Genomic DNA, 12,512 nt, shown 5'->3' with positions numbered 1-12,512 from the left:
GGGTTCGCCCCGCCCGCCCTTCTCCCGGACCTCAGGCCGGGCGGATCGCCTGGGCGAAGGTGAAGAGCATCGCCGGGTCGACCGCCGCCTTGACCTGGGCCAGCCGGGCGAGATTCTCGCCGTAATAGGCACGCTGCCAGTCGGCCAGCGACGGGTCGGGGAAGTTCTGGAAGGCGCCGGCCGCCCCGGTGCGGCGGTTGACGTCGTCGTAGAAGCGCTGCTGCCACTCCAGCGCCCGCTCGATCAGCAGCACGGAATCGGTGGGGCGCCACCAGTTGGCCTCGATGGTGAACAGCCAGTCGTAGCCGCGATGGACATAGGCGGTCGCGGTGGGCTCCATGCGGTCGATGGCGCCGCCGACCTGGAAGAACTTGAAGGACACCGGCATCGAGGTGGCGGGCATCCGCGCCGCCCAGTCGAACATCGCGGCGATCGCCTCGTCGGTGATCCGCGCCGCCGTCATATAGCTCGACTTCTCCTGGTAATAATAGGGGAAGGTCGTCTCGGTCAGGAAATCCTGGCCCTGCCAATAGGGCACGTTCTCCTTCACCACCCTCTGGTCCGCCAGCTCCCAGGTGGAAGCGAAGATGTCCTTCAGCGTCGCCTTCGACGTGTGGAGCTGGCCGAGCACGGAGAGGGACAGCGGAACCTTGTCGCAGCGCTCCTGCCAGCTCGGGATGGTGACGCTGATCTTGCTGCCGAACTCGTCGGGCGCCGCCGCCAGCTCGGTCAGCAGCAGCTTCAGAACGCGGGGCAGATCCGTGGTCCAGGTCAGGTTGAAGACGGTCACCGGCTCCGCCGGGCGGGTCTCCAGCGTGAAGGAGGTGTTGATGCCGAAATTGCCGCCGCCGCCGCCGCGGCAGGCCCAGTAGAGCGCGCTGTCCCGGTCGGCGTCGGCATCGACAAGGCTGCCGTCGGCGGTCACCAGCTCGGTCGCGCGCAGCAGGTCGGAGGCCATGCCGAACTTGCGCATGTTGAAGCCGATGCCGCCGCCGAGCAGGAAGCCGGCCGCCCCCACCGTGTCGCAGCGCCCGTGGGTGATGGTGCGGCCGAGCCGTTCCATCTGCTTGTAGACCAGCGAATTGATCGTGCCGCCCAGCACCCGGACCAACCCGTCCTTGCCGGCGACCGGCTCGGCCCCCGCCATCTTCGACATGTCGATCAGCAGGCCGGGCGTGGTGGAGAAGCCGGCGTAATTGTGGCCGCCCGACCGCACCGCGAAGGGCATCGCCTGATCCTTCACCCAGCGGACGCAGCTCTGCACGTCGCTTGCGGTGACGCAGCGGGCGATGCCGGCCGGCAGGGTCGCGCCATAGCGCAGGTTGTTGGGCCGGCAGACATCGGCGAAGAAGGGATCCTCCGGCCGCAGCACGCCGCCGCTCACCCCCCTGGCCAGATCGGACCAGGCCGACGGCGGCGGACAGAGCGCCCCGCCCGTCCCGGCAGCCTCGGCGGCGATTGCCGAGCCCGGCAACAGCCGGACCACTTCCGCCGCCGCGGCGAACCGGCCCATCCCGACGAGAAAATTGCGGCGGGACGATTGCAATCCGAGCGCCATGAGCCGGCCCACCCTGTCAACGGTTGTGTTTATGAAAATTAATTATCCTAATGATAATAAATTGCCGTCAACCGCGCCGGGAGGGATGGTGCCGGCGCCTAATCAGCTTTCACCCGCCGGGTGCTGGCGCGGACCACCAGTTCGCAATCGAGATTGTGGTGCTGCGGCGCGGTGCGGGCGCCGTCCAGGGTCGCCAGGATCCGGCTGGCGCTGAGGCGGCCGATTTCCCGCTGGGGCGGGCGGACGGTGGTCAGTGGCGGCGGACAGGAACTGCTGAAGGGCAGATCGCCGAATCCCACCACCGCCAGATCCTCCGGCACCCGCAGGTCGCGGCGCGTCACCTCGAACAGCACGCCCAGCGCCAGCGCGTCGTTGGAGCAGACCACCCCGTCGATGTCGGGGTGGCGGGTCAGGATCTCGTCGATCAGCCAGCGGCCGACCTCGGTGGTGGCGGCGTCCGGAACGGTGAAGTCGATGGGATCGTGCAGGCCGCGCCGCATCACCTCCGCCTCATAGCCGTCGGTGCGGCTGCGCACCCGCAGATCCTGGTGGGCGGCGGCGCCGATATAGGCGACCTTGCGGCTGCCCTGGTCGTAGAGGTGGCTGGTCTGCATGCGGCCGACCTCGAAATGCGAGAAGCCGACGCTGATGCCGACCGCCTCGCCGGGATGGGACGGCATGTCCCACATCTCCACCACCGGCACGCCGCAGGAGGCCAGCATGGCACGGGTCCGGTCGGTGTGGTGGAATCCGGTCACCACCATCGCCGCCGGCGACCAGGCGAGGAAGGCGCGGATCAGGCTCTCCTCCTCCTCCGGGCTGAATTCGCTGACGCCCAGCAGGGTCTGGTAATGGGCGGCCTGGAACATGCCCTGGAGGGTGTTGTAGGTCTCGGCGAAGAAGGAATTGAGGATCGAGGGCAGGATGACGCCGACGGTGCGGCTGCGCGCCGCGGCGAGGCTGCCGGCCACCAGATTGGGCACATAGCCCATCTCGTCGATGACGCGGGCAATGCGTTCGGTGAGATGGTGCGACACGGATTCCGGACGGCGCAGATAGAGCGACACGGTGCTGGGCGACACGTCGGCGGCGGTGGCGACGTCGGTCATCGTCACCCGCTGGGTGCCGCGGCGCGTCCGCTTCCTCTGATCGATCGTCTGCATCGCGTCGCTTCTCCTTCTGCGGCGTTGGGCGGGAACGGCTACATCCCGGCCCCCTCCCCGTCAATGGCGGGTCGGCGGGTCGGCGAGTGTCAGGGCGGACAGGGAATGGATCGCCTCGTGGACCAGCTGATAGGCGGCCTCGATCCGGCCCAGCGCCCAGTCGCATTCGGCGGCGTCGCATTCGCCATCAGCGCCGGTCTCCTGCCGGACGGCGCGGAACAGGCTGAGCGCCTCGCGGCCGATCGCCTTGTGGCTCTTCCAGAGACCGCAATCCTCCTGCATCGCCAGCGGGATATGGAGAAAGCGGTGGCGCAGCACCGCGGCGTCGAGTTCCAGTTCGGCGATGCGCCTGGACAGGTTGGGGGTCATTTCTGCCATGCCTTGCGGGGCGTGTCCATGCGGGCACGCCCCGCCTCCGGGGTCATGATAAACGCAAAGCCGGATCAGCCGGCCACCAGATCGGCCACCAGATCGGCCATGGCCGCCTTCATGCCCTTGGCCTCGATGGCGGCGAGGCTGTCGGCGACGCGGGCGGCAAGGCCGGGGATGGCGGTCAGATCCTCCTTCCACAGGCGGGTGTCGGACAGCACCGCCGCGACCAGGGCCTTGGCGTCGCCGGCATGCGCCGCCCAGGCGGCGCTCATCGCAGCGATCACCTCGGCATTGTCGCTGATCGGGTAGGAACCGGCCTCGCGCGTCCCGGTATAGGCGCCGTCGGCAAGAGTGCCGCGGTAGAAGCGCAGCAGCGCCGCCAGCGAGAAGGACAGGCCGGCCGGGGCCCGGCCGTTGCGGACGACCGCATCCTTCAGGCTGGGCAGGACGCGCACCTGCCATTTCGACACCGAGTTGAGGGTGATCGAGATCAGCTCGTGCCGGATATAGGGATTGCCGAAGCGCTCCATGATGGTGCGGGCATAATCCTGGCGCTCCGCCTCGGGCAGCGGCACGTAGGGGACGATCTCCTCGAACATCACCTTGTTCAGGTAGGCCGAGACGGCGGGGTCGTCCATCATCGACTTGACGGTGTCGAGCCCGGCGCAATAGGCGGCCAGCGCGCTGGCGGTGTGGGCACCGTTCAGGATGCGCACCTTGCGGGTGCGGTAGGGCTGGAGGTCGTCGGTCCACACCACGTCGAGGCCGGCCTTGTGCAGCGGCAGCTCGTCGGCCAGATGGGCCGGACCCTCGATCACCCAGACATGGAACGGCTCGGCGGCGACCGCCAGCTTGTCCTCGTAGCCCCACTTGGCGGTCAGCGCCGCGGCCTCGTCGCGGGGATAGCCGGGGACGATGCGGTCGACCAGCGTGTTCAGGAAATGATTGTGCGTCTCGATCCAGTCGGCGAAGCCGGCCTCCAGGCCCCAGCGTTTGGCATGGGCCAGAACGATGCGCTTGAGGTTGCTGCCGTTGGCCTCGATCAGCTCGCAGGGCAGGAAGACGAGGCCGCTGTCGGCGGTGCCGCCCAGCGCCGTGTAGCGGGCGTGCAGCAGCGCCGCGACCTTGGCCGGGAAGCTGTCCTGGCAGGTGCCGGGGGTGTAGGGCTCCTCGCGGTCGGCGATGCCGGCCTCGGTGGTGTTGGAGATGAAGAATCGCAGCGCCGGGGACGAGGCCAGCTCGACCATTCGCGCCCAGTCGGCATAGGGGTTCAGCGCGTCGGCGACGCAGGAGACGACGCGGCGGGATTCGACCTCCCGCCCGTTCCCGATGCCACGCAGCAGCACGGTGTAGAGGTTGTCCTGCGCCTTCAGCAGGCCGGAGATGCCCTGGTCGAGCGGCTGGGCGATGGCGACGCCGGCGTTGGTCAGACCCTGGCCGTTGGCGACATCGACCATCCAGTCGACGAAGCCGCGCAGGAAATTGCCGTCGCCGACCTGGAGGATGGTCACGGGCGGAATCGGCGCACCGCCGGTGTGCGCGACGTCGAACGCGCCGCCGGCAAGCTGGTCACGGGTCAGGGAACGCATGACTGGGCATCCTTAACGGGAGCTGGAAATCCGGGGCCGGCGCCGCAGGACAGGGCGCGGGCGATGGGTTCAATATACTAATATATTAATGTGGGGTGCAAGGGGAAACGGGTGCGGCATTCGGGCTTGGGGGATGGAGGGTGGGTGGATTGGGGGGGTGTCGCGGTGCGCCCCCCTCCCTAACCCTCCCCCGCTGGGCGGGGGAGGGGATTGGGTGCTGATGCGGGAAAGCGGCGGCAGTCCCTCCCCCGCCCAGCGGGGGAGGTTAGGTGGGGGGCTGACCCTCTCCTACTCCTTGAAACCCGCCATATGCTCGAACAGGTGGCGCTTGCGGCGGATCTCCGCTTCCGCCTCGCCGAGCAGGGCCTGGTAGCGGCCGGGGTTGCCGCGCTCGACCGCGCTGAAACGCGCCTCGCCGGCCATGAAGGCGGCCAGACCGGCGGACGGGGCGCCGCTGTCCAGCTGCAGCGCGGTCCCGCCATCGGCAAGGCGGCGCGGGTCGCGGCGGTAGAGCGACCAGTGGCCGCTCTCCACCGCCATCTTCTGATGCTCCAGGCCGTGCGACAGCTCGTAGCCGTGGGCGACGCAGTGGCTGTAGCCGAGCACCAGCGACGGGCCGTGGTAGCTCTCCGCCTCCATCAGCGCGTTCAGCGTGTGGCTGTCACGGGCGCCGAAGGCGGTGCGGGCGACATAGACATGGTCGTAGGCCATCGCCATCAGCCCAAGATCCTTCTTGGCCGCCGACCGGCCGGCGGTGGCGAACTTGGCCGAGGCGCCGATCGGCGTCGCCTTGGACTGCTGGCCGCCGGTGTTGGAATAGACCTCGGTGTCCATCACCAGGATGTTGACGTCGCGGCCCGACGCCAGCGCATGGTCGAGACCGCCATAGCCGATGTCGTAGGCCCAGCCGTCGCCGCCGACGATCCAGACGCTCTTGCGGACCAGATAGTCGGACAGCTGCTCCAGCCGGCGGGCCAGGGGATCGGGCAGCGCGGCGAGCTGCCCGATCAGCGCGGCGACGCGGCTGCGCTGGGCGACGATGCCGGCGGAGCCGGACTGGTCGGCCTGGAGAAGCTCCGTCACCAGACCGGGTTCGAGCCGGCCCGACAGCTGGGCCAGGAGGTCGCGCGCCTGCTCCGACATCTGGTCGATGGCGACGCGCAGGCCGAGGCCAAACTCGGCATTGTCCTCGAACAGGGAATTCGCCCAGGCCGGGCCGTGGCCGGTGGCGTCGGTGGTGTAGGGCGTGGTCGGCAGGTTGCCGCCGAAGATCGACGAGCAGCCGGTCGCGTTCGCCATCACCATGCGGTCGCCGAACAGCTGGGTCAGCATCTTGATATAGGGCGTCTCGCCGCAGCCGGCGCAGGCGCCGGAGAACTCGAACAGCGGCTCCAGCAGCTGGGTGTGCCTGACGGTGGTGGGAACCGCCTCGCGCGGGATGGCCGGCAGGGTACGGAAGAAGTCGAACGCTTCCTGCTGGCCGGCCAGCGCATCGATGGGCCGCATCTCCAGCGCCCGGCGGCCGGAACCGCCCTTGTCATGGGCCGGACAGGCGGCGACGCACAGGGTGCAGCCGGTGCAGTCGGCCGGCGAGGCCTGCAGGCGGTAGCGGCCGCCGGGGAACTCGCGGCCCTTGTAGGGGATGGTCTCGAAACCGGCCGGGGCGCCGGCCAGCGCCGATTCCGGCACCACTGTGGCGCGGATGGCGGCATGCGGGCAGACCAGCACGCACTTGTTGCACTCGATGCAGAGGTCGGCGTTCCAGCCCGGCGCCTCCGCCGCGATGCTGCGGCGCTCATATTTGGAGGTGCCGGTCGGCCAGGTGCCGTCGACCGGGAAGGCCGAGACCGGCAGCAGGTCGCCATGGCCGGCGATCATCATGCCGGTGACGCGCTTGACGAAATCGGGCGCGGTCTCCGGCACCGGCGCGGCGCGCATATGGTCGGCGGTGACGCGGTCGGGCACCGGAACCCGGTGCAGATGGGCCAGCGCCTGATCGACGGCGGCGATGTTGCGGCCGATCACCTGCTCGCCGCGGCGGGCGTAGGTCTTGGCGATGGCCGACTTGATGTCGGCGATGGCGTCGGCCACCGGCATCACGTCGGACAGGGCGAAGAAGCAGGTCTGCATGATGGTGTTGACGCGGCGGCCGAGCCCGACCTCGCGCGCGACCGCGCCGGCATCGATGGCGTGCAGCGAAAGCCTGCGTTCGATGCAGATGCGCTGCACCTCGGCCGGCAGGGAATCCCACACCTGCTGCGGCGTGCCGGGGGCGTTCAGCAGCACGGTGGCGCCGGGGGCGGCCATCTCCACCACCTCCACCCGCTCCATCAGCGGCAGATGGTGGCAGGCGACGAACTGGGCCTGCCCGATCAGGTAGGGCGCGCGGATCGGATCCGTGGCGAAGCGCAGGTGGGAGACGGTGGTCGAGCCTGACTTGCGGCTGTCATAGACGAAATAGGCCTGGGCGTGGCCCCCGGTGCGGCCCTGGATGATCTTGATCGAGTTCTTGTTGGCCCCGACCGTGCCGTCGGCCCCCAGCCCGAAGAAGACGGCGCGCGAGACGCCCGGCTCCTCGACGCCCCACGCCGCATCCCAGGGGATCGAACGGTGGGTGACGTCGTCGGTGATGCCGACGGTGAAGCGGCGCTTCGGGCGCTCGCGCTTCAGCTCGTCGAACACCGCCTTGGCCATGGCCGGGGTGAATTCCTTCGACGACAGGCCGTAGCGGCCGCCGATGACCATGGGATCGATGGCTGCCGGGTCGGCGGCGCGGGCTTCGGCCAAGGCCGCCACGACGTCGAGATGGAGCGGGTCGGCGACGGCCCCCGGCTCCTTGGTGCGGTCGAGCACGGCGATGCGCCGGACGCCGGCCGGCAGGGCGGAAACGAAATCGGCGATGGCGAAGGGGCGGAACAGCCGCACCGTCAGGCAGCCGACCCGCTCGCCATCGGCCACCAGCCGCTCGACGGCTCCGGCACAGGTCTCGGCGCCCGAGCCCATCACCACCACCACCCGCTCGGCCTGGGGATGGCCGGTGTAGTCGAACAGGCGGTAGGCGCGGCCGGTGCGGGCGGCGAGCGCGTCCATCATGTCCTGCACGATGGCCGGGCAGGCGTCGTAATAGGGGTTGGCGGCCTCGCGGGCCTGGAAGAAGACGTCGGGATTCTGCGCCGTGCCGCGGATCACCGGATGGTCGGGCGACAGGCCGCGCCGCCGGTGGGCGTCGACGCACGCATCGTCGATCAGGGCGCGCACATCCTCGTCGGCCAGGGTATGGACGCAGTTGAACTCGTGCGAGGTGCGGAAGCCGTCGAAGAAATGCAGGAAGGGCACCCGCGCCTTCAGGGTCGCGGCGTGGGCGACCAGCGCCAGGTCGTGCGCCTCCTGGACATTGGCCGAGGCCAGCATGGCGAAGCCGGTCTGGCGGCAGGCCATCACGTCGGAATGGTCGCCGAAGATCGACAGCGCATGCGTCGCCAGGGTGCGGGCCGCCACATGCATGCAGAAGGGCGTCAGCTCTCCGGCGATCTTGTACATGTTGGGGATCATCAGCAGCAGGCCCTGCGACGCGGTGAAGGTCGTCGCCAGCGCGCCTGCCTGCAACGCGCCATGGACGGCGCCGGCCGCCCCGCCCTCCGACTGCATCTCCACCACGTCGGGGACGCTGCCCCACAGGTTGGGACGGCGCGCCGCCGCCCATTCGTCGGCGAACTCGCCCATCGGCGAGGACGGCGTGATGGGATAGATCGCGATGACGTCGCTGGCGCGGTAGGCCACCGACGCTGCTGCCTCGTTGCCGTCCATGATGCGGGCCGCGTTGCGGGAGGCGGTTGCGGGGACGGCGGTGGTGGCGGTCGGTTCAGGGCTGTTGGTCATGCCGGAAATGTCCTCGATGGTGGCGACAGTCGTCTCCGTGGAGCGTCTTCGATGGAAAGGCCGGAAAGGCCGGATGGCGGCGGCAAGGCGGCGCGGGAAGGAATTGGGAAAAAAGCAACGGAAAACGGCGGCCGACCCCTTGGATGGTCGTTCGACAGGGGCCCGGCGGCAATGACGCGCGTCAGTCCGAAGCCGATTTTTCAGCGGTCGTCGCCCTGCACTGCACCACGGTCTGATATATCAATTTAGCAAGGAAGCCCCCATTTTGTCGCACCGCAACATGGGCGTGGGTGTTGTCGCCGCAACGTCATGGCCCCCGACACGGCAGGCGGCGGCAGCGATCGGCCGGGCGGACTGATCGGTCAGGCAACTGCAGGTCCCAGCAGGCCATTGATCCAGATCATTTATCCGGAATGGTGGCCATGGCCTCCTACCGGCGGATGCGGTGGCCCGAGCGGCATGACCCTCCGACACGTCGCAATAGAACAAACTCTCAACCCGGAATTTTGCTGCATTGCAGCAGTAACGGCGCTTCCGACCAAGGCGTCATTCATGCTGCACTTGCGAAGACATTTGGCGCCGCAACAATGGACTGCGACATTTTCGCTGGTCCGGAAAGCGGCACCGGAAAGCCACTTGATCACCATACTGATATATTAATATAACTCTGCCGGCGATGCTCCCGCCCTCTTGAAACGGCGCGGAAGCGCCCCCGTCGCCCGGCACCGAACCCCCGCCGCGAAGCGTCCTGTTTCACGGACCGCCGCCTTGGGCCCCTACGTGCGCATCGGCGCCTGCCGCAGCAGGCATGTGAGGAAAACATGAAGAAGATCCGTGGTTTGCGGTGGCAAATCCTTGCCCTGATGATGCTCGGCACCGTGGTCAACTACATCGACCGCAACACGCTGGGCATCCTGGCGCCGACGCTCAAGGAACAGCTCCATTTCACGACCGAGCAGTATTCCTTCATCGTCAGCGCCTTCCAGCTCTGCTACAGCCTGATGCAGCCGGTCGCCGGCTACATCACCGACCTGATCGGGCTGAAGTTCGGCTACGCCATGTTCGCCTTCGTCTGGGGCACCGCCGCCGCCCTGCACGCGCTGGCCGGCGGCTGGCAGTCGATGGCCTTCTTCCGCGGCCTGCTGGGCATCAGCGAGGCGGCCGCCATGCCGTCGGGCGTGAAGACCTCCACCCTGTGGTTCCCGGCCAGGGAACGCTCGATCGCCACCGGCTGGTTCAATACCGGCAGCTCGATCGGCGCCATGGTCGCCCCGCCCTTCGTGATCTGGCTGTCGCTGACCTATGGCTGGCAGGAGGCCTTCCTGGTCACCGGCGCCCTCGGCATCGGCATGTCGGTCCTGTGGTTCATGCTGTACCGCAACCCGGAGAACCATCCGCGCCTGACCAGGGAGGAGCATGCCTACATCCTGGATGGCCAGGAGCATGCCGAGCTGCCGAAGCCGTCGATGAAGCGCGTGCTGGTCAAGGGCAAGTTCTGGGGCATCGCCGCCGCCCGTTTCCTGACCGAGCCGGCGTGGCAGACCTTCAGCTTCTGGATCCCGCTGTACATGGTCTCGACCCGCGGCATGGACATCAAGCAGTTCGCCCTGTTCGCCTGGCTGCCCTTCCTGGCCGGTGACATCGGCTGCGTCCTCAGCGGCTACCTGTCTCCCTTCTTCGTCAAGCGCTTCAACATGTCGCTGGTCAACTCCCGCATCGCCGGCGTCGGAATCGGCGCGGTGTGCATGGTCGGCCCGGCCCTGATCAGCTTCACCGTCAGCCCGATCGCCGCCATCTTCCTGTTCTCGCTGGGAGCCTTCGCCCACCAGATGCTGTCGAGCCTGCTCTACGCCCTGGTCACCGACACCTTCGAGAAGCAGGACGTCGCCACGGCGACCGGCTTCGGCGGCATGGCCGGCTACATGGGCGGCATGATCTTCTCGCTGATCATCGGCCAGCTCGCCACCACCATCGGATACGAGCCGCTGTTCGCCTGCCTGACCGTGTTCGATCTGGCCGCCTTCGCGATCATCGCCCTGGTGCTGGGCCAGCGCGGCGGCAAGGCCCCTGCCCCGGCCGCCAACCCGGCCACCGGCACGGCGGATTGATGGCATCGAGGATGGGATCCCGCGATCCAGACGCCCCCCGGCTTCACCGCCGGGGGGCGTTTTCGCATTCCGGCCGGGCAGGTCGGACAAAAAGCCGCCCGGATGGCGGAAGCCGCTTGCCAAGGGCATGAGATATTAGTATATTAGTGGCTGTACCGCTGGATGCGCCGTGGTCGATCACGGCACAACTTGTTGGACGTTCCTCTCGGACTTCAGAGCCGCCGGTGCTTCCGGCGGCTCTTTCTTTGTCCGGAGGGTGCGGCGAAGGGCGCCCCGGCCACCGCCTCCGGCGGCCCCGATTCCGCCGAATGTCAGCGGCGCCCGCCGACCTCGTCGAGATGCCTGAGCATGTCGGCCGGATCCTCGTAGACCCTGAGCGCGCCCGCGCGTTCAAGCTCCTCCTGTCCATAGCCGCCGGACAGCAGGCCGATGCCGAGCGCACGGGCGCGCTGGGCGGCGATCATGTCCCAGATGCTGTCGCCGACGACGAAGGCGTTGCCGATCTCGACCCCGATCCGCGCCGCGGCGGCCAGGAACAGGTCGGGATCGGGCTTGGCGTAGCGCACCTGATCGCGGGTGACCACCGGCGCCCGGTCGGGATCGATCCCCAGCTTCTCCAGGGCCGGCCGCGCCGTCTCCATCCGGCCGCTGGTGCCGATGGCCCAGGGGATGCCCATGTCGGTCAGCGCCTGCAACAGCTCCCGCGCACCGGGGAGCGGGACGACTCCGGCGGCCAGCCGCCCATAGGCCTCGGCATGGCGGCGGCGCAGCCGGTCGAGCAGATCCTGGTCGATGGCCAGCCCGGTCTCGCGCAGCAGCATGTTGGTGAACAGGCCGCCGCTCATGCCGATCTTGCGATGGATGCGCCAGACCGACAGGGCGATCCCCTCGCCGTCGAGCGCCTCCTTCCAGGCCAGCACATGCTGGTAGACCGTGTCGGTGAGCGTGCCGTCCAGATCGAACAGGAAGGCGTTGGTGACATGGGGGAAATCGGTCATGGTCCGCAGTCCCTTCGGTGAGGGGCCGTCGCGCCGCGTCGCGTCGGCGGCCGGTCTTGCGGAACCAGAGGTGGGCGCGGCCGGGGCGTTTCGCCAAAGGATTTGCGAAGTCGGCCTTGCGGCGGCGCCGGAACGGGTTTTTCCTAAGGGTTTTCCTCAGTGATAATCCACGCGAAGTCCGCGGCGGTTCGACCACGCATGCGCGAACACACCCGCTTCCGCTGACGTGTCGACTTCGATACAGTCCGCGGCTCGGGGTGTTTGCCGGGCCGGCCGGCAGGGTTCGGGGGGGAGATGCGCGTGTTGCAGACGCCGGAGGCGGGCGATGGGTGGATGGCGAACGACGATCCGGTCACCCTGCTGGATCAGGTCAGCCGGCTCGTCTACGGGATCGGCTTCGCCGAGGGGCTGTTTCCGGCGCAATGGGTGGCCCTGCGCTATTTCCACGATGCGCCGGAACCGGCACGCACCCTGACCGCGCTGGCCCGGTTCCAGAAGATCCATCTGGCCCCCGTCTCGCGCACCGTCTCCACCCTGGTGGACAAGGGCCTGCTCACCCGCCGGCAGCATCCGGGTTTCAAGCGCGGCTGGCTGTTCGACCTGACGGACGACGCGCGGGCGCTGCTGGGCCGCGATCCGCTGCGCCAGTCGCTGGGGCCCCCCGTCGCCGCCATGGCCGAGGACGAGCGGGCGATTCTGTGCCACCTGATGAAGCGCATCATCGCCCACATGCAGGCCGGCAGCCCGGCGGCAGACGGTACGGACGGCCCGCAGGCCGCCTGAGGCCCGCCCGCCCTACCCCGTCCCGCCCTGCCCCGCTGCTGTCGTCCCATCGCCGCCCCGCT

General features: G+C 68.7%; 8 protein-coding genes. 2 read left to right on the top strand and 6 right to left on the bottom strand.

What is annotated here, in order from left to right:
• Nucleotides 1-31: 31 nt before the first annotated feature.
• The 5 genes from AL072_RS16665 to nifJ form a co-directional block, all read right to left on the bottom strand.
• Nucleotides 32-1,558, bottom strand: coding sequence for an FAD-binding oxidoreductase (locus tag AL072_RS16665; RefSeq protein ID WP_045583399.1), 1,527 nt, complete (start codon nucleotides 1,556-1,558; stop codon nucleotides 32-34).
• A 98-nt stretch (nucleotides 1,559-1,656) separates the two neighbouring features.
• Nucleotides 1,657-2,721 carry a LacI family DNA-binding transcriptional regulator gene (locus AL072_RS16660; RefSeq protein WP_045583119.1) on the bottom strand — a complete coding sequence of 355 codons (1,065 nt, stop codon included), beginning with the start codon at nucleotides 2,719-2,721 and terminating at the stop codon, nucleotides 1,657-1,659.
• Between the two features lie 60 nt (nucleotides 2,722-2,781).
• Nucleotides 2,782-3,099: a hypothetical protein gene (locus tag AL072_RS16655; protein ID WP_245636899.1), complete on the bottom strand. Its 318-nt coding sequence runs from the start codon at nucleotides 3,097-3,099 to the stop codon at nucleotides 2,782-2,784.
• A gap of 65 nt (nucleotides 3,100-3,164) precedes the next feature.
• Nucleotides 3,165-4,682, bottom strand: a complete 1,518-nt coding sequence (locus tag AL072_RS16650; RefSeq protein ID WP_045583121.1) for a tagaturonate reductase — start codon at nucleotides 4,680-4,682, stop codon at nucleotides 3,165-3,167.
• A 288-nt stretch (nucleotides 4,683-4,970) separates the two neighbouring features.
• Entirely contained in the window at nucleotides 4,971-8,489 is a 3,519-nt protein-coding gene (gene nifJ / locus AL072_RS16645) for a pyruvate:ferredoxin (flavodoxin) oxidoreductase (protein ID WP_045583400.1), read from the bottom strand.
• An 893-nt stretch (nucleotides 8,490-9,382) separates the two neighbouring features.
• Between nifJ and AL072_RS16640 the strand changes: the two genes are divergently transcribed.
• Nucleotides 9,383-10,669 (top strand): MFS transporter, encoded by a 1,287-nt coding sequence (locus AL072_RS16640; protein WP_045583122.1) that lies wholly within the window; start codon nucleotides 9,383-9,385, stop codon nucleotides 10,667-10,669.
• Between the two features lie 311 nt (nucleotides 10,670-10,980).
• Here the strand turns inward: AL072_RS16640 and AL072_RS16635 are convergent, their stop codons facing one another.
• A complete protein-coding gene (locus tag AL072_RS16635; RefSeq protein ID WP_045583123.1) occupies nucleotides 10,981-11,667 on the bottom strand; it encodes an HAD family hydrolase in 687 nt (228 codons plus the stop codon).
• Nucleotides 11,668-11,967: 300 nt separating this feature from the next.
• Between AL072_RS16635 and AL072_RS16630 the strand changes: the two genes are divergently transcribed.
• Nucleotides 11,968-12,450, top strand: coding sequence for a MarR family transcriptional regulator (locus AL072_RS16630; protein ID WP_045583401.1), 483 nt, complete (start codon nucleotides 11,968-11,970; stop codon nucleotides 12,448-12,450).
• Nucleotides 12,451-12,512: the final 62 nt, after the last annotated feature.

It is taken from the genome of Azospirillum thiophilum, from assembly GCF_001305595.1.
Taxonomy (GTDB): domain Bacteria; phylum Pseudomonadota; class Alphaproteobacteria; order Azospirillales; family Azospirillaceae; genus Azospirillum; species Azospirillum thiophilum.
The sequence above is the reverse complement of the archived record's forward strand: the minus strand, read 5'-3'. Positions and strand labels throughout refer to the sequence as shown.

Coding starts and splice junctions, on each gene's coding strand:
- AL072_RS16655 (WP_245636899.1), bottom strand. CDS start 3,099: ATGGCAGAAATGACCCCCAACCTGTCCAGGCGCATCGCCGAACTGGAA.
- AL072_RS16650 (WP_045583121.1), bottom strand. CDS start 4,682: ATGCGTTCCCTGACCCGTGACCAGCTTGCCGGCGGCGCGTTCGACGTC.
- AL072_RS16660 (WP_045583119.1), bottom strand. CDS start 2,721: ATGCAGACGATCGATCAGAGGAAGCGGACGCGCCGCGGCACCCAGCGG.
- AL072_RS16640 (WP_045583122.1), top strand. CDS start 9,383: ATGAAGAAGATCCGTGGTTTGCGGTGGCAAATCCTTGCCCTGATGATG.
- AL072_RS16665 (WP_045583399.1), bottom strand. CDS start 1,558: ATGGCGCTCGGATTGCAATCGTCCCGCCGCAATTTTCTCGTCGGGATG.
- AL072_RS16635 (WP_045583123.1), bottom strand. CDS start 11,667: ATGACCGATTTCCCCCATGTCACCAACGCCTTCCTGTTCGATCTGGAC.
- nifJ (WP_045583400.1), bottom strand. CDS start 8,489: ATGGACGGCAACGAGGCAGCAGCGTCGGTGGCCTACCGCGCCAGCGAC.